This window comes from Acinetobacter bouvetii DSM 14964 = CIP 107468 (assembly GCF_000368865.1).
Taxonomy (GTDB): domain Bacteria; phylum Pseudomonadota; class Gammaproteobacteria; order Pseudomonadales; family Moraxellaceae; genus Acinetobacter; species Acinetobacter bouvetii.
The window spans coordinates 204,817-222,300 of record NZ_KB849725.1; the positions used below are offsets into that span (position 1 = coordinate 204,817).

Below are 17,484 nucleotides of genomic sequence, written 5' to 3' on the forward strand. Positions count from 1 at the left end.
TGAAAAATGTTCAAGTGTAAAAAACCTCGAATTTCATGTTCATATTATGAGAAAAAGGCAGGATTGCTTCAATCTACCCTGGCTTCGGTATTGGCTCAGCGGCGGAGAAGCCTGCTAAACTAAGCGCCTTCGGCAGGCGGGGCAGCAAAAGCATAAATTGTTGAGCCCTGCATTAAGGACAGCACATGAATTTAAGAATGAATTGTACCGCGCTTTTGGCCGCGGCAACGCTGCTGGCATTAACGGCCTGCAGCAAAGCGCCAGATGCGCAGAAAGCACAGGCGGAAAAATACCCTACTGTGGCAGAGGCCACGAAAGCGCTGAATGCGGAAAGTGAAACCATTGATCGCTTGATTGTTCAGCTGGGGCAAGCCTCCTCTGAGGCGGATGAAAAAAAGCTGAGCTGCGTAGAGATTCCTGAACACTATGCGCGCATGCTGGCCATCATTGAAGCCAATCAGCACCTGATGACAGCTTCGGATCAAAAAATCCAGCAGGATTTTAAAACGCTGGCGCTTGAGCAGAAGCGGCAATTCGAAAGCAACCGGCTATGCAAGTCATAAACAGATTCAAAGCCCTGTGCGATGACATCTTAAGTCTAAATCAACAGTCAGCCTGCATGCGGACGCTCTGCATCGGCTGGAGAACGGGTCAATGCTGTCCTTATTTTTAAAAAGCCTGCTGGGCGCTGCTGCAGTCTTGGTGATTGCCTTCTTTTCAAAGAGCAGGGTATTTTATATCGCTGGATTAGTGCCGCTGTTCCCCACGTTTGCCCTCATTGCCCATGTGATTGTCGCGCAAGAGAAGGGGGCGGAGGCGCTGCGGCAAACAGCGCTGTTTGGGATCTGGTCTTTAATCCCCTACTTTATCTATCTGCTGCTGGTTTATCTGCTGGCCGAACGCCTGTCTTTATGGGGCTGCCTTGGCGCGGCCGGCTTAGGCTGGGCGGCGGCGGCTGCGGTGCTGATTTACGCTTGGCAGCAATTTTGAGTTCTGCCGCCTCTGCATATGATCCAAAAAACTGGATGAAAATGAGGGAAAGTATATTTTTTCCAATGACTTGATTGAATAAAAGCTAGACTTCAGAGGGCAGTTTTTGCATATAATGCTTAAAAATTAAACTTTATAAAGATTATAAGCATACGAATATGTTCAATAAAATATTGCCGTTTTTTGCGGGAACAATCATGAGCGCTGCGGCCTGTGCGGCAGATACCAAAATTCTGGCCTTTGAGCAGTTTATCAATCCGTCTGAAAAGCAGGCGTATACAGCTGCAGCGCCTGCAGTTGCGCCGAATGCGCAAGTCTGGTCTGCGGTATATATGGTGGTTCAAGCCAATCAAGCGCCTGACAATACGGCGCTTGGCTTTAAAGTCATTCCTCAGGGCATTCTATTTAAGGCCGCGCCTGCGAAAAAGCTGGATCAATATGCGTTTGACGGGATTAATTTGGCCAAAAAAAAGCAATATTCACTGACCCAGTTTCAAGACCTGGCTGAAATGATTCAGGATCAGACGGGTAAAAAAATTGAAGAAGCGCCTGTCTTTAATGCTGATCAGGCGCATGTTTATGCAAGGGTGGAAGACTGGGTGCCTGAATATAACACCCAGGCCGCTGGCCTTTCTATTGAATTGGGGCCTTTGCAGGATATGGACGTCAAGGGGCTTTATATCATGATGGGAGAGGGGGAAAAGCCCAAGGATTTGACCGCGCTTGCCAATCTGGATCCGATGTTTAAATCGCAATATCATGCTGATACCGCAGAAGCCAAAGCGGAAGCGCGGTCTTCATTTCGCGAAGCCCGCTGGATGATTCTGCTGGTGGTGCTGGCCATGGGAATTTATTTAGGCTGGTACCGCAGAACATAAATCATGCGCATCGCGCCTGAGCCATGAAAGGCGCGTTCGGGCTTTATCTCTTGTGTTTGCCGCAAAGGGCTGATCAACAAGAGCCTTGTTATTTTTCTGCAATGAACGCATCCGAAAAAATCAGGCTGTTCCGCAATTAAGCGGGCAAGCCTTCATCCATGCAAGAAAATCACACGAAGTGTTTTGGCATCGCTGATAAAAGCAGTCATAATTGCGCACATTAAATCTTAAACACTTTTCTTTAAGTTTTACCCAATTTCCCATCTTTCAATAAATTCATAGGTCGATTTGTCATGATGAAACATTTTGGTTTCTCTATCATCTTTACGGTCGTGTGTCTGGGCATCGCCGCGTATTGGGGGTTCACCCATGGGCCAAACGCCGGCATACAGGCCATGATTACCGCGCTGACCATTACCGCAATTTTGGCGGTGATGGAAGTATCGCTGTCGTTTGACAATGCCGTCGTCAATGCTTCGGTGCTCCGCGGCTGGGATCATTTCTGGAAAATGATCTTTTTAACCGTCGGCATTGTGATTGCGGTTTTTGGCATGCGCCTGATTTTCCCGATTGTGATTGTTGCAGTCACTGCGGATATGGGCATGCTGGAAGTGGTGAAAATGGCCTTGAATGACCCGATTCACTATTCAGAAAAGCTGATGGCGCATCATGCGGAAATTGCTGCGTTTGGCGGCGCATTCCTGATGCTGGTATTCCTGAACTTTTTCCTGGATGAAGGCAAGGATACCCATTGGTTTAAATGGTTGGAAGCGCGTTTGTCCAATCTGGCCAATGTGCCGGCGATGTCTGCTTTCTTGGCGCTGATTGCGCTGTTGATCATGGCGGCCAATGTTGAAGAAGCGAAGCGCTTAGTGGTGACGCTGGCGGGCATATGGGGCATTGTGATTTATATTGGCGTACAGGTGCTGAGCCATTTGCTGGGCGGTGAGCCGGAAATTGACGAAGAAGGCAATGCGGTTGCGCATGATGCCAGCGGCGCGACCACGGGCGTTGTCAAGGCCGGCATCGGCGGTTTCCTGTATTTAGAAGTGCTGGATGCTTCATTCAGTTTTGACGGCGTGATTGGCGCATTTGCGATTACCTCGGATGTGGTCATCATTATGCTGGGCCTTGCCATTGGCGCCATGTTTGTGCGCTCAATGACTATTTATCTGGTCGAAAAAGGCACATTGGATGCATACATTTTCCTTGAACATGGCGCGCATTATGCGATTGGCGCTTTAGCATTCATCATGCTGGCCAGCGGCACAGGCGTGCACGTGCCGGAAGTGGTGACAGGCTTAATCGGTGTGGCATTTATTGTGTGGGCGGTGATTGCATCTATTCAATACAAGAAGCGCCAGGAACAGCACCGTTAATTTTCACTTCATAAAGACGGGTTACAATCCAAGGGTGCATAAATTGCGCCCTTTTTTATTGCAGGGTGAGTGCATGAATACATCAGCACTGGCAGCCGGAATGATGTAGGATATCCCCATCTGTTTACCCTTTAATTTACGCTTATTGATATGATGAATGCTTTAGAACGCCGCTCAACTTTTGCCCTAAGCAGTATTTTTGCATTGCGCATGTTGGGCCTGTTCATGATTATTCCTGTATTTTCCGTAGCAGGGCAGTCTTATCAATACGCGACACCTGCGCTGATTGGTTTGGCGGTAGGCGTGTACGGCTTAACGCAGGCAATTTTACAAATTCCTTTCAGCCTGATTGCTGACCGCTACAGCCGGAAGCCTTTGGTGGTGATCGGCCTGCTGCTGTTTGCATTGGGCGGCGCGATTGCGGCCATGTCTGAGACGATTTACGGGGTGATTATTGGCCGCGCGATTGCGGGCGGCGGCGCTGTTTCTGCGGTGGTGATGGCGCTCTTGGCCGATGTGACCCGTGAAGAACAGCGCACCAAAGCCATGGCCGTTATGGGCATGAGCATTGGCCTTTCTTTTGTCGTAGCATTCAGCCTCGGGCCTTGGCTGACAGGCCTTGTGGGGATTTCTGGTTTATTCTGGGTGACAACCATTATGGGCTTGGCCGCGATTTCCATGCTGCTGCTGGTGCCAAAAGTCACCCGCCATCACCGGAATTTTCAGCAAGGCTACCTGACCCAGCTGAAGCAAGTGCTGAAAATGGGCAATCTCAACCGCCTGCATGTATCGGTATTTTCACTGCATTTGCTGCTGACGGCAATGTTTATCTATGTGCCGTCTCAGCTGATTGATTTCGCCAAAATTCCTTTATCCAGCCATGGCTTGGTGTATCTGCCCTTACTGGTAATCAGCCTGTTTTTTGCTTTTCCGAGCATTATTCTGGCGGAAAAATACCGAAAAATGCGCGGCATTTTCCTCACCGCGATTGGCGGCATTATTTTGGGGCTGGCGGTGCTGATTTTCGGCTATGAGTCGAAATATGTGCTGCTGACGGGTTTAGGCCTGTTCTTTATTGCCTTTAATGTCATGGAGGCGCTACTGCCGTCGTGGCTGTCTAAAGCTGCGCCGATCCAGTCGAAAGCCACCGCTATGGGCGTAAACGCCAGCGCGCAATTTTTGGGCGCATTTTTTGGCGGTATGATCGGCGGACAGCTGCTGCTACTGAACAATACGGCAATGGGCTGGAGCATTTTAACCGCGATTGCGGTCATTTGGCTGCTGATCAGTTTCGGCTTGGCGCAGCCGCGCTATTTGTCTTCACTGGTTTTGCGCTTGCCTGAGGCAAAACAAACAGATGAATGGACTTCTCAGCTTTTAGCGATTCGTGGTATTGAAGAGGTCGTGGTGATGTCTGACCAGCAGGTGGCCTATGTCAAGGTTGATAAGCAGCAAATTGATGATGCTGCGCGACAACATTTAACGCACTTGTTTGGGAAAGAGGTAGCCATTTAAGCATAACTCTTATAAAGTAAATAATAGAAATAGATAGGATGTAAACATCAGATGCGCGGTGTAAATAAAGTTATTTTAGTCGGTACATTAGGCCGAGATCCAGAAACAAAAACTTTCCCGAACGGCGGTTCGCTGACTCAGTTCTCGATCGCAACCAGCGATTCTTGGACAGATAAAAGTACAGGTGAGCGTAAAGAGCAGACCGAATGGCACCGTATTGTGCTGCATAACCGCTTAGGTGAAATTGCGCAGCAATACCTGCGCAAAGGCTCTAAAGTATACATTGAAGGTTCTTTGCGCACCCGCCAATGGACCGACCAAAACGGTCAAGAGCGCTACACCACCGAAATCCGCGGTGAACAGATGCAGATGCTGGACAGCAGCCGCCCGCAAGGTGAGCAAGGCCAAGGCTTTGAGCAGCCGCGTTTTAACAATAACAATGGCCAGCAAGGCGGTTATAACAATAACCAGTCTGGCGGTTATGGCAATCAGGGCGGCAATAGCCAAAGCGGTTATGGCAATCAAGGCGGCAATAATCAGAGCAATGGCTATGCCAACAACAACCCGAGCGGTTTTGCGCCTAAAGCTCCAGCAGCGCCAGCGGCTGCTCCAGCAGATTTGGATGATGACCTTCCGTTCTAATCTGCTAACTTGCTGAAAAAATTAAAAACCCTTTGCTTCTGCAAAGGGTTTTTTGTTTGATCTCTAGCCCAAAAAAGCGATAACCTGAATTGGCAAATCAATAAGAAACCAAGGAGTTCAAATGAAAAAAACATATTGGGGCGCCGCTTTTTTGATGTGCGCAGCGGCGAATGCGCATGCTGCGCCAAAAACGGGCCATTGGGTCAGCGTCTATCAGGATGAGTATGGAACTGCGCTGGTGGATATTCATTCTGCGGCAGCAGCGGCGTTGCCGGAACAGGCAGGATTAAAAAAGTTTGGCTATAAATATGTGTATACCTATGGCGTGCCATCTCTAAAGATTGAACCCAAAGGCTATGTCCAGGCAGTGCATGCGGTGAATTGCGCAGCACAAACGCGCGCATACCTTCTTAGCCAGCGCTTTAAGGCCAATGGAACAGCCATGGAGAAAGAGGTTGCAATGCCGGGATATTTTGAACCGATGGACTTAAGCGCAGCGGAAGTGAACGCACTGTATCAGTACATGTGCAAGGCAGCGCCTTAAAGCCGCCGCCATCGAGTGAATCTATGGGCTTATGTCAAATGAAGGGCTGGGAGGAATTTCAGCCCGCACGCCTTGGGGGAAATTTTATCGAGCAATATTTGCATTTTTAAGGCCGCTCAATCAAGGCAGGATACTTGCCGCAAAGGCATGAGTCCATGACTGAAAAATAAGGCCTCCTGCTGTAAATACTCTTTGTGTTCTATGCGCGTTTCAAAAGATCCGCCGCATATGCTTGATGGCAAGGGATGATGCTGTATAGCGCTTCATCCCTTGGTCATTTGATGAGATAAGCATGTTTATTGAGAACGGCAGATCATCATTAAACGGCATTCATATTGCAAATATGCGCTGATTTTATGTTTTTAATGATACCCACATCATAATGACGGCTTTAAATACAACTTCATTTTGGCTGTTTCTGACTTCGACATTTACCGGATAATCACTGCCGTCTGCCCATGTGAAATCGGCTATGGCCGGTGCCGCGGCTGCTGTTAAATCAGTTTCGGCTTTTTTCAAATATTCGACCGTCATGCCCTTTGGAATCCAGCGGTGTGTAGAGGGTACAGTGACATCTGTCATAGAGCCGCCTGCCAGCTCTGCCATGTTGCACATGGCTATGGCATGGACCGTACCGATATGATTCAGCACAGCGCGCTGCTTCTTGATTTTAATTTCACAGTAATGCGGTTCCAGCTGTACAAAGAGCGGGGCGATGCTGCTGAAATAAGGCGCTTTCAGGCAAATTAATTTTGAGAATGCCCATTTTCCGCCTGGCGCGCCCGCCAGTTTTTTCCATACTGTAAGAGCTTGGCTCATTGGTTTATTCCTTAGTTGTTTGAACAGAGTGTAAAACAGAATAATATTCTGTAAATATGGCTGCGCAGACGGATGCGTGCTTTTAAAATGCCATCAATGAATTATCATGGGTGCAGAACAACAGGCGGATGCCATTATGCAGAATCAGCAATTGCTGGAACGGGTGTACCGCGGCAAAAGATTTGCGCTCAAGCGCCAGATCTTGGCGGAAGCGCTGCAGTGCTTTTTAGAACAGGGCATTGAAACCGCCACCATTGAAATGATCCGTGAGCGTTCCGGCGCCAGTGTCGGGGCGATTTACCATCATTTTAAGCATAAGGAAGGCTTAGTGGCCGCACTGTATGTTTGCGCAATTCAAGATCAGGCCGAACGCCGCGACCGGTCTCTGCTGTCTGCACAGAATCTGCAGCAGGGCATTCAAATCATTATTGCAAGCTATATTGATTGGGTCATGGACTATCCTGATTTTGCCCGTTTTTTATATGCAGCCCATTTCAGTATTTCGAAAAGCGCGCAGCAAGAAGAGCTTCAGCAGAAAAATGCGGCGCGCAATCAGCATCTGCTGGCGTGGATGAAACAGCAGCCAGATTATGCGGTGATTCAGCAGGTTCCGCATGAACTGTTTTTATCATTGATGGTAGGTTCAACAGAAAGCTACTGCCGTGCATGGCTATCCGGGCGGGTAAAAACTGCGCCGCAAAGCTATAAAGCGGCTTTTGCTCTGGCGGCTTGGAGCGGCTTTGAACAGCTGCAGGCGCAAAATGCCGCAGCGGAATGATCTGTTTTGCCCGCTAAAGCCCAAACGGCGTGAAACATAACTGCTTTCGATTAAAAAGCGCAAATCAATTGAAAATATTGATCTAATAATTCGATTGTTATTATAAAAAACAACTGTTTTACCGATTTTAAAATCTTGCGTATTCTAGCTTCAACAGATAAGCACTTCCCCCAAAATGTTGAAGAGGAAAATGAAATGAGCTTGATCAATACTGAAGTAAAACCATTTAAAGCAACAGCCTATAAAGACGGCCAATTTATTGAAGTGTCTGAAAAAGACATGATTGGCAAATGGTCTGTGGTGTTCTTCTATCCAGCGGATTTTACTTTTGTTTGCCCGACCGAGCTGGGTGATTTGGCAGACCATTATGCCGAATTCCAGAAAATGGGCGTAGAAATTTACTCAGTTTCGACCGATACCCACTTTACGCATAAAGCATGGCACGATTCTTCTGAAGAAATTAAGAAAATTGAATATCCAATGGTGGGTGACCCAACATGGGCTTTGGCGAAAAACTTTGACGTGCTGATCGAAGCTGATGGCTTGGCGGACCGCGGCACATTTGTGATTGACCCTGAAGGTAAAATCCAAATTGTAGAAATCAACGCCGGCGGCATTGGCCGTGACGCTGCTGAATTGCTCCGCAAAGTGAAAGCGGCGCAGTATGTCCATGCGCACCCGGGCGAAGTATGTCCGGCAAAATGGAAAGAAGGCGAAGCGACGCTGGCGCCTTCAATCGACTTGGTCGGCAAAATCTAATCTGAAGCTGCATAGCATTCAGTCATAAAAAAACCAGCCGGAAAGGCTGGTTTTTTTATTGCATAGACTTTGGCAAGAAGCCGGTACTGGCATCTGGCGCAATTTCAGCGCTTCACACAGCCTTTGCTTGTCATAGCGTATAGCCTTGATGATTTTCCGCATTGGCGCGCAGCCCTTCCACCAGATGCTCAACCAGTTTTTCCATGACCAGCCGCTGGCCTTTGCGTGACGCATACACCAGCTGCACTGTGCCGACATTGGAGCACCAGTCTGGCAGCAGGTGAAGCAGGCGGCCGGCCTCAATATCCTCTTTGACAGTTAAATACGGCAAGTCGGCAATGCCAAGCCCGTCGATGACGGAATAATACACCCCTGCAAGGTCATTGCTTTTGATCCGGGGCTCTAAAGGAATTTCTATCTGTTCCTGACTGCCGGTATGATGGAGCAGCCACTGATAATGCGGCTTCTGTGTCCCTAAAACAATGGCGGGATAATCATTGATTTCAGTTGGAAACTGCAGGCTGCGGCCATTCAGCAGTTCGGGGCTGGCAACCAGGCAATGCGTGGTTTTAATCACATCCCGCACCACAATGCTGGAATCTTCATTGGCTTGAAAATTGGTGCGAATCGCTAAATCAATATCATCATGCAGCACATCCACACGGCGGCTGGTCAGCTCCATTTCAATTTGAACTTTTGGATAGGCTTTTAAGAATTGATTCAGCAGGCTGCGGATTTGGTAGCGCATCATGACCGAGGGGCAGCTGATTTTAATCAGGCCCTGCGGTTCGCTGGTTTGCTTCAGCAAGACATTGTGCGCGCATTCCACCTGATCAATAACTTTCTCGCATTCTTGGAAAAACTCCTGACCCAGCGGCGTCACTTTGAAGTGGCGGGTGGAGCGCTGAATAAGGGTCACATTGAATTGCGCTTCCAAATCCAGGATGCGCCGGCTGAGCTTGGACTTGGTGATATTGGATGCATCGCTGGCGGCGCTGAATCCGCCATGCTTCACCACAAGATAGAAATAATAATAATCATCAAAGGAATGCATAAGTCACCAGTAGGGCTGAACAAGCGTGATGGGCTTGAGCATCATACGTGAAATTGCTGGGGCTTAATATGCGGGAAGCGGCCTAATGGCCGCTTCAGGTTTTATTTCTGTGCGGTATTTTGCGTGTAGCTGTTGATCAGGTTGCGGTAGTCGGGGATATGGTTGCCGAACAGCGCGCCCAGGCCTTCAATGTCGTTGCGCCAGTCGCGGTGCAGTTCACAGGCTGCGCCGAACCAGGTCATCAGCTGTGCGCCGGCTTGCGACATGCGCTCCCATGCAGAATCACGGGTTAAATGATTAAACGTGCCTGAAGCATCCGTAATCACAAAAACATCAAAGTCTTCTGCAAGGGCTGACAGTGTTGGAAAGGCCACACAGACTTCAGTAACCACACCGGCAATGATCAGCTGCTTTTTGCCTGTCGCTTTGACTGCTTTGACAAAGTCTTCGTTGTCCCACGCATTAATTTGGCCGGGACGGGCAATATAGGGCGCATCTGGAAAAAGTTCTTTCAGTTCAGGTACGAGCGGGCCATTCGGGCCCTGTTCAAAACTGGTGGTTAAGATGGTTGGAAGGTTGAAATACTTGGCTGCTGCAGCCAGCGCCAGCACGTTGTTTTTAAATTTATCCGGATCGATATCACGAACCAGTGAAAGCAGTCCAGTTTGATGGTCGACTAAAAGTACGGCTGCATTATCTTTATCTAAACGTACGTAAGGTTTGCCCATTTTCTTTTCCTCAGAAATTCGATGCATGATATGAATTGCGCGTGATGCAACTCCAGAGCGGGGCATTATGCCCGGCATGTAAAATGCTGTAAGCCCAGCGTCTAAAGCGCAGATGTAAAGCCTTGCGCTGTTTAAAAGCATAGGGCTAAAAATAGGATAATCCCAGCGTAAAAATGAGAAAAACAATCCTAATTGCGGGATGATCTGAAGATGAAGCATAGCGCAGTCCAATTGGATGCTTATTTTAAATTGATTGTTTTATTTATAGGATTGTGTGTGCTGATTTGAAGCTACCCGCCAGCATGGTAAAAGGCTACGATGGACCCATATTCATCCTATTGCAGATAGGAGTCAAAAGATGAAAAAAGTTATCGGTGTCTACCGCAATCATCAAATGCATTGGGTCGGTGACGGCTTCCCGGTGAAAAATCTGTTTTCTTATGACCGTTTAGGCCAGGCCATCAGCCCGTTCCTGCTGCTCGATTACGCCGCGCCGTATCCTTTCGCGCCAACGGCTGAACAGCATGGTGTCGGCTCGCACCCGCACCGCGGCTTTGAAACAGTGACTTTGGCCTATCAAGGTGAAGTTTCACACAAAGATTCGGCGGGCGGCGGCGGCACGATTCAGTCTGGAGATGTGCAGTGGATGACTGCGGGCGCTGGCGTGGTGCATGAAGAATTTCATTCCCCAGACTTTGCCAAAAATGGCGGCGTGTTTGAAATGGTGCAGCTTTGGGTGAATCTGCCGGCAAAGGACAAAATGACCGCACCGAAATATCAGGCGATTTTAAAACAGGATATTCCAGTGCTGGAGTTTGCGGATCAAGCCGGGCATCTGCGGGTAATTGCCGGTGAATATGCAGGGCAGCATGGGCCAGCCAGCACGTTCAGCCCAGTGAATGTCTGGGACGGCGTTTTAAAAGCAGGCCATGCCGAGCTGATGCATGTACCCGTAGACCATAATGTCCTGCTGGTGCTGCTGGAAGGTGAACTGCTGCTGAATGGCGTGCAAAAAGTTGCAGACAGCTCGATTGTGATGTTTGCCCAAGACGGCGATCCAGCCCTTCAGCTGGAAGCGGTACAGGATGCGAAATTCCTGCTGCTGACCGGCAAAGCACTGAATGAGCCGATTCAAGGCTATGGCCCTTTTGTGATGAACACCAAAGATGAAATTATTCAGGCATTTAATGATTTTAATGCAGGCAAATTCGGCGAAATTCCAATTCAGTCTGCAGAATGATTCAGAAAAACGGCATTATTGATGCCTTAAAAAAAGCCCCTGACCAGTTCAGGGGCTTTTTTTGCGCTGCCGCTGTTCTTGCTTTGCCCTATTAAAAGCGTGATATGCATAAATTTCAGGATGAGATGTTTTTTAGCAGCGGCGATAGGCGCCTATCTGCCTTCAAGTCAAACGCCCGTTGAAAAAAGTCAACTGAATCATTTTGTTTCTCAACCGCTTTATTGGGATTGTATCAATGAAACTCGCTTGATGATGCAAGCGGCGGCGCCTGTTCAGATGCCGAAAAAAGGAAAATGCGCTTTTTGTGGGTTTTTGTATCCGCTGCTGAAAAAACCGTATTCTGGTAGTTTTTAATAACCTGTTTTTTACTGGCATGGGTCATAATTTTATAAAAGTTTGACATATGGAATAGCAGATTGGATATTGCAGTCATCGGCAGCGGCATGGCTGGGCTTGCTGCCGCAAGAATTCTAAAAGACGCAGGGCATAAGATTACAATTTTTGAAGCGTTGCCTGGGCGCGGCATGGACAGTCACAGCACCGAATTTGAAGGCGGCCTGATTGATGCGCCGCTGCGGGTGATGAATCCGCATCTTTGGAGCAATACGCTCAGCTTAGCCGCGTACTTAGGCATTAAAACCTTCCCTGTCCGCACCTATATGGCCTGCAGCTGGCTGTTTGAAGATAAGACCGAAACCTGGCTGACGACGACGCGCAGCCGCATCGGCAATTTCCCGATTATCAATAACCGCAAAGGCATTCAGCAGTATGGCTGGCGTCTGGTGAAGGGCATGCTGCAGCTGAAAACGGCCATTGCGAAATTTTTCAAATCCAAAGATCAAGACATCACTTTGGCGGAATTCATCAACCGCAATGAAATTGAAGAAGTGTTCTGGCATGGCGCGGTCATGCCGGTGCTGTATACCATCTGCACCTGCAATCCGAAAACTATTGGGGAATGGCCGGCAAAACCGCTGCTGGTATTCTTGCGCCAATTGACGGATGGCGATGCGCTGCTGCGCATTCAGGGCGGCACGCCTGCACTGGTGAACAAGCTGATCGAAGGCATTGAGATTGTCAGCGGTTCAGCGATCACGTCTGTCAAAGAGCAGGGTGAAAAAGTGCTGGTAGAAAACAATCAAGGTCAAGTGACTGAATTTGACCGTGTCGTGGTGGCGACGCCAACGACAAAAATTGAAGAATTTTTAGATAAGTCGCAGTTTGCGGATGATATCGCGCTGCTGAAAAAATTCAAATTTGAGCAGGGCGATTTGGTGATTCATACTGATCAGACGGTAATGCCGCCAAAACGCAAAGACTGGGCAGTGCTCAGCTATATGATGGACCGTCAATTCACCAAGCAGCAATTTACCGTATGGCTGAACTCGATTGAGCCAAGCTTGGTCGGTAAAACGCCTATTTTCCAAACATGGCGCCCTGTGACGCCAATTGACCCGAAAAAAATCATTTCCAAGGTTACATTAACCCGAGCGGTGGTGGATTCTGATACCGTTGCGCTGAATAAAGAACTGCAGCAGCGCCATAAAGCGCAAGACCGCAAAGTGTTTTATTGCGGTTCATGGTCATGTGACGGCCTGCCGATTTTAGAGTCTGCCGTGACTTCCGCGATGCATATTGCAGAAATTTTTGGCGCGCCATTGCCGTTTGTGGGATTAAAACCTAAAGTGGAGGTTGCCCCGCAGCTCGGTTATTAATACATGAAATGGCTTCAAGCATTCCGCAAACAGTTTCCGCATAAGTACGCAATCAATGCGCAGCTGCTGGGAGATGATGCAGAACTGGCTTGGAGCAATTTAGGCTTTTGGCAGGCGGATACGCGCTCGTATCCGCAGGCTTGCCAAGCGCTTGCCGATCATTTGGCGCAAGCGCTGAAATTGGCTTCACATGATCAGCTGCTGGATATCGGCTGCGGCCAGGGTGCCAGCCTGCAGCACTGGCTGCATCATTATCAAATTCAAAGGCTGTCTGCTGTGGAATTGCAGCCGGCATGCATCGAAAAAATTCAAAAAAATTTAAATTCAAAAGCAGACATCCGCTGCGCATCCTTTTTAAATTTAAACACTGTTTTTCCGGATCTGCGGTTTGATGTGGTGCTGTGCATTGATGCGGCTTATCACAGCGCTTTAAATTCATTCCTGTTCTCTACATCATCCGTTTTAAATTCAACAGGCCGTTTGGGCTTTCATTATTTAATGCTGTCTGACAAATATGTGAATTTAAATGCGCTGCAGAGATTGAAATATCAGGCTTTGCTGAAAGCAGCAGATGTCAATCTGCATGATTTAATGAATAAAAAAGAATTGCAGCAGGCTTTGGAACAGGCTGAATTTACAAATATTCAAATCGAGGATATCAGTGAGCAGGTCTTTGCCGGCTTTGCGCATTATGCAGAAACGGCTTTAAACACTGCAGAAGCATCAAAAGGGGTGGATTCTTTTAAAATTAAAATGACTGCCAAGCTGTGCCGGAGGCTGTTTGATGACGGGATAGTCCGATACGTGCAGATTACGGCGCAGAAAGGCTAAAACACACGATCCAGAAACATCAAAGCCTCACTGAAAAGCGAGGCTAAGAAATGGTGCCGGCACACGGATTCGAACTGTGGACCTACTGATTACAAGTCAGTTGCTCTACCAACTGAGCTATGCCGGCGTTGTGAATGCATTTTACAGATTTTTTTTTAAGGTGCAAGCCAAAAAGTGAGCGATTGAATAGGCAGTTTCAATTGATGAGGGCATAGCGGGAGATTCCTGTTATGCCCTGCAGAAAGGAAATGTTTTTTATTTGCTGCGAAGGATCCTGTCTAAGTCTTGAGCGCATTCTTCAAGGGTAAATGCGGTGTCCAGCTGCAGCTGGGGTTTCAGTTCATTGGCTAGAATCCGCCATTGTTCGATGAGTTTAAGGGCTTTTTGAATCTTATGCTTATTAATGTCCTTGGCTATGGTTGGCGTGTAGCCGCCGCGTTTCGCATTCTTGATCTGTTTGACATAGTTTAGGCTGTTATTCATGAGCTCTCCCGAATAGCAGTTATTTATGCTGATTGGTTAATGGCGCTTTCAAATACGGTGTGGATCAAGTGGAATGTGAGTTTAAATTTTTTCAAATACATCAAATGAAGATCAATAGACTGTTTTTTATTGTGCAATACCCTGAAAAAATTGCATTAATTCTTTTTATCACAGACTTTGCCAATTGTCTTTAGGCAGTAAATTTTCTATTTGTAAGAAAACGTATCAGTAAAGCCGGTCTATAGGATGCTCTGATTGATAGTTAACTGGCTGTTTTCCTGCTGTATTTTTGACGGTTATGGTTGTTTTTAAGGCGCGGTGCTTTTTAAACGTCGGGCTAGGGCCAGATCCGTATGCAGCGATAGTGCAGCATTGAAATAAAATGGCTGGGAATAGGCGATACGCTGGCTTCTTAAGATTTGCCTCATCTTGGTGGTTGATATTAGAGATGTTCATTAAGCAGAACCAGTTTAATGGCAATCCTCAGAAGCAGAAGTTGAGCACCTTTGTCAGCCGCATCCTACGATGCGGCTTTTTTTATGCCCAAAATTCAACAATGACAGGAAATCGCTATGAACCCAGCAGTAATTCACCCAAACAACGCAACACTAAATATATATGCGAACCGTCCGAAACTGTTTAGTGTAAAACGTTTCGTGGAAACTAAAAATATGACGCAAGCCGAATGGCTGGAAGTACGACGCAAGGGCATTGGCAGCAGTGATTGTGTTGCTGCTTGTGGTCTTAATCCCTATATGTCCATGTCGGAACTATGGATGATCAAGACAGGACGGATTCAACAAATTTTGTAAAATGTGAGCACTAGACTAGATTAAGAAAAGGGAAAACGTTTCAAAATATGGTAATGATCACAAGTTTTAAGAAGAAAATTGAAGTAAATATTTTTATTGCAGTTTTATATCGCAAGTATTGGAATTGATAGGTTATAAGGCGTTATACTCCTAATATTGTAAAAAATGAAAGGCTTTTTGTTTAAAAGCTATTAATTTATATAGGATTTTTTTTGTAATGCCAACAGCCAATAGCCCACAGCCAACAGTCAAAAAAATAAACAGTACTAAGAATGTACAATCTATTGAGCCAAACATTGCAGATTTAGCTAATGGTTGGTTAAAGTCATATGGCTTGGATTATAAATTAGAACAAGAAACCTTGAATCTAAGTATTGATAAAGCGCTTAAAGATTATGAAAGTAAGCAGGGAGGGAAAGGTGGAAATCGTCCTGATGTAAAATTGATACTAAGAAATAAATTTGGGGAGTTTTATCCAGTTTTAATCGAGTATAAAGGTTATAAGGGGAGATTGGAGAAAATCAATGAAGATGGTCAAGTTGATAATCACAATGTAGATGGCACCTTGACTTTTAAGCATATTAAAGATTACGCCGTTAATGGTGCAATACATTATGCTAATGCAATTTTACACTATACCGATTATCAACACGTTATTGCTATTGGCATGACAGGATATAAAGATGTACAAGGCAACATACAACATGAAATTGCGGGCTATTATGTTTCTAAAACTAATTTAGGGGTTGGACAAAAGATCGGTGAATTTAAAGATTTTTCATTTTTAGCACCAGCATATTTTGATGATTTTATTGAAAAAGTAAAAAAATTAAGTTTAAGTTCTGAACAATTAGAAAAAATCAAACTGCAACGCGAGCATGAAATCGATGTGAGCCTTGTTCGTTTAAATAATGACATTTATAAGAATGAACAAGGTTTGGGGGAAAATGAGCGGGTATATCTAGTTGCTGCCACTATTATTGCCACACTTGGCGTTGAGGGTAAAGTTAAGCCTTTGGATACAGCAGAATTGCTATCTTCTTTTGAAAAAGGTAGTACTGATGGCGATATTATTCTTAGAAAAATTAACGCGTTTTTAGATGCTCGGAATGTTCCAAGTGAAAAAAAAGAGCTGATTTGTCGTACACTTGCCAACACTTTATTAAGTGAGAATATTAATAGAGCAAAAGATGGGGAAAGTCAGCTCAAAAGAGTATTTAAGAAGATAGTTGATGATTTGGGTATTTATTACAAAATTGGCTTAACGACCGATTTTACAGGTAAGCTATTTAATGAAATGTACGGGTGGCTAGGTTTTACCCAAGATAAACTAAATGATGTGGTGCTTACGCCGTCTTATGTAGCAACTCTTCTTGCAAAATTAGCACGAGTGAACAAAAACAGTTATGTATGGGACTTTGCTACAGGCTCAGCAGGTTTATTAGTTGCCGCTATGAATGAAATGTTGATTGATGCTAAAAATTGTATTCAATCTCCAGAAGAGTTACGTCAAAAACAAGTGCATATCAAAGCAAACCAATTGCTTGGTTTGGAGGTCCTGACAAACGTATATATGCTAGCTGTACTGAATATGATTTTAATGGGTGATGGTAGTTCTAACTTACTAAATTTGGATTCTTTAACAAGCTTTGACGGTAAATATGGCTTTGGTAGAACGGATGATAAATTCCCCGCAGATGCTTTTATTCTCAATCCCCCTTATTCACAAGCGGGTAATGGTATGGTTTTTGTTGAGAAAGCCTTAAACCTGATGACAGGAGGCTATGCCGCAGTAATCATACAAGGATCTGCAGGTAGTGGTAAGGCTAAAGAATTCAATATTCGTATTTTAGAAAAAAATTCATTACTTGCTAGTATTAAGATGCCTGTTGATATTTTTGTGGGTAAATCAAGTGTTCAGACTTATATTTATGTGCTGAAAGTAGGAGAGGCACATCATACTGACAATACTGTGAAATTTATTGACTTTAGTAATGATGGTTACACACGGACAGCACGAAAAAAGGCCAGTATTAATCTTAAAGATACTGATCACGCTAAAGAGCGCTATCAAGAATTGGTAGATTTAGTCCGCTTTGGTGAGAAGAAACTTAAATTTTTAAGTAAAAATGAATATTACGAGGGAGCTATTGATCCTAAAAATGGCTGTGATTGGAATCAATCTGCTCCTATCGATACTAAGCCTACACTCGCCGACTTCAAGAAGACTGTAGCTGATTATATAGCTTGGGAAGTGAATAGCTTACTTAAACAACGTGCAGGAGATGATGAGCTGGGAAAGTAAATTTCCCACTAA

General features: G+C 46.0%; 18 protein-coding genes, 1 tRNA gene and 1 pseudogene. 15 read left to right on the top strand and 5 right to left on the bottom strand.

Annotation, left to right across the window (positions count from 1 at the left end; translation table 11 throughout):
• Positions 1-185: 185 nt before the first annotated feature.
• From F941_RS00925 to F941_RS00960, 7 genes are all read left to right on the top strand, one after another.
• Positions 186-563: a hypothetical protein gene (locus tag F941_RS00925; RefSeq protein ID WP_005006819.1), complete on the top strand. Its 378-nt coding sequence runs from the start codon at positions 186-188 to the stop codon at positions 561-563.
• Positions 564-654: 91 nt separating this feature from the next.
• Positions 655-990 (top strand): GlpM family protein, encoded by a 336-nt coding sequence (locus F941_RS00930; protein WP_005006822.1) that lies wholly within the window; start codon positions 655-657, stop codon positions 988-990.
• A 158-nt stretch (positions 991-1,148) separates the two neighbouring features.
• Positions 1,149-1,868 carry a hypothetical protein gene (locus F941_RS00935; protein ID WP_018573022.1) on the top strand — a complete coding sequence of 240 codons (720 nt, stop codon included), beginning with the start codon at positions 1,149-1,151 and terminating at the stop codon, positions 1,866-1,868.
• 293 nt (positions 1,869-2,161) lie between these two features.
• A complete protein-coding gene (locus F941_RS00945) occupies positions 2,162-3,247 on the top strand; it encodes a DUF475 domain-containing protein (protein WP_005006825.1) in 1,086 nt (361 codons plus the stop codon).
• Between the two features lie 150 nt (positions 3,248-3,397).
• Positions 3,398-4,762, top strand: coding sequence for an MFS transporter (locus F941_RS00950; RefSeq protein WP_005006827.1), 1,365 nt, complete (start codon positions 3,398-3,400; stop codon positions 4,760-4,762).
• A gap of 51 nt (positions 4,763-4,813) precedes the next feature.
• Positions 4,814-5,404 carry a single-stranded DNA-binding protein gene (gene ssb, locus F941_RS00955; RefSeq protein ID WP_005006829.1) on the top strand — a complete coding sequence of 197 codons (591 nt, stop codon included), beginning with the start codon at positions 4,814-4,816 and terminating at the stop codon, positions 5,402-5,404.
• A 121-nt stretch (positions 5,405-5,525) separates the two neighbouring features.
• Positions 5,526-5,948 carry a hypothetical protein gene (locus F941_RS00960; protein ID WP_005006830.1) on the top strand — a complete coding sequence of 141 codons (423 nt, stop codon included), beginning with the start codon at positions 5,526-5,528 and terminating at the stop codon, positions 5,946-5,948.
• A 354-nt stretch (positions 5,949-6,302) separates the two neighbouring features.
• Here the strand turns inward: F941_RS00960 and F941_RS00965 are convergent, their stop codons facing one another.
• Entirely contained in the window at positions 6,303-6,767 is a 465-nt protein-coding gene (locus F941_RS00965; RefSeq protein ID WP_005006832.1) for a hotdog fold domain-containing protein, read from the bottom strand.
• 106 nt (positions 6,768-6,873) lie between these two features.
• Here F941_RS00965 and F941_RS00970 point away from each other — a divergent pair, with 106 nt between their 5' ends.
• Together F941_RS00970 and ahpC are read left to right on the top strand one after the other, a co-directional pair.
• Complete coding sequence (locus F941_RS00970; protein WP_005006834.1) at positions 6,874-7,545, top strand: TetR/AcrR family transcriptional regulator; 672 nt, start codon at positions 6,874-6,876, stop codon at positions 7,543-7,545.
• A 195-nt stretch (positions 7,546-7,740) separates the two neighbouring features.
• On the top strand, positions 7,741-8,304 hold the full coding sequence (gene ahpC / locus F941_RS00975; protein WP_005006836.1) for an alkyl hydroperoxide reductase subunit C: 564 nt from the start codon (positions 7,741-7,743) through the stop codon (positions 8,302-8,304).
• A gap of 130 nt (positions 8,305-8,434) precedes the next feature.
• On the opposite strand, the gene F941_RS00980 is transcribed toward ahpC, so the two are convergent.
• Positions 8,435-9,358 carry a LysR substrate-binding domain-containing protein gene (locus F941_RS00980; protein ID WP_005006841.1) on the bottom strand — a complete coding sequence of 308 codons (924 nt, stop codon included), beginning with the start codon at positions 9,356-9,358 and terminating at the stop codon, positions 8,435-8,437.
• A 101-nt stretch (positions 9,359-9,459) separates the two neighbouring features.
• Positions 9,460-10,086, bottom strand: coding sequence for an isochorismate family cysteine hydrolase YcaC (ycaC, locus tag F941_RS00985; protein ID WP_026253441.1), 627 nt, complete (start codon positions 10,084-10,086; stop codon positions 9,460-9,462).
• 358 nt (positions 10,087-10,444) lie between these two features.
• Between ycaC and F941_RS00990 the strand changes: the two genes are divergently transcribed.
• The 4 genes from F941_RS00990 to F941_RS01000 all read left to right on the top strand — a co-directional run bounded on the left by F941_RS00990 (position 10,445) and on the right by F941_RS01000 (position 13,872).
• Positions 10,445-11,326 (top strand): pirin family protein, encoded by an 882-nt coding sequence (locus F941_RS00990; protein ID WP_005006844.1) that lies wholly within the window; start codon positions 10,445-10,447, stop codon positions 11,324-11,326.
• A 120-nt stretch (positions 11,327-11,446) separates the two neighbouring features.
• Positions 11,447-11,680: a hypothetical protein gene (locus tag F941_RS16435; RefSeq protein ID WP_154649269.1), complete on the top strand. Its 234-nt coding sequence runs from the start codon at positions 11,447-11,449 to the stop codon at positions 11,678-11,680.
• Between the two features lie 62 nt (positions 11,681-11,742).
• Positions 11,743-13,041 (top strand): FAD-dependent oxidoreductase, encoded by a 1,299-nt coding sequence (locus tag F941_RS00995; RefSeq protein WP_005006846.1) that lies wholly within the window; start codon positions 11,743-11,745, stop codon positions 13,039-13,041.
• A 3-nt stretch (positions 13,042-13,044) separates the two neighbouring features.
• The gene (locus F941_RS01000) at positions 13,045-13,872 is read left to right on the top strand and encodes an SAM-dependent methyltransferase (protein WP_005006847.1); all 828 of its coding nucleotides are present in this window, start codon (positions 13,045-13,047) and stop codon (positions 13,870-13,872) included.
• 51 nt (positions 13,873-13,923) lie between these two features.
• Here the strand turns inward: F941_RS01000 and F941_RS01005 are convergent.
• Both F941_RS01005 and F941_RS01010 read right to left on the bottom strand, forming a co-directional pair.
• Positions 13,924-13,999: transfer RNA gene (locus F941_RS01005), tRNA-Thr, on the bottom strand.
• Between the two features lie 128 nt (positions 14,000-14,127).
• Positions 14,128-14,355, bottom strand: a complete 228-nt coding sequence (locus F941_RS01010) for a hypothetical protein (protein WP_005006850.1) — start codon at positions 14,353-14,355, stop codon at positions 14,128-14,130.
• A 572-nt stretch (positions 14,356-14,927) separates the two neighbouring features.
• Here F941_RS01010 and F941_RS01015 point away from each other — a divergent pair.
• Positions 14,928-15,158, top strand: a pseudogene (locus tag F941_RS01015) (YqaJ viral recombinase family protein); the annotation flags it as partial.
• Positions 15,159-15,384: 226 nt separating this feature from the next.
• A complete protein-coding gene (locus F941_RS01020; RefSeq protein WP_005006855.1) occupies positions 15,385-17,472 on the top strand; it encodes an HsdM family class I SAM-dependent methyltransferase in 2,088 nt (695 codons plus the stop codon).
• Positions 17,473-17,484 lie beyond the last annotated feature (12 nt).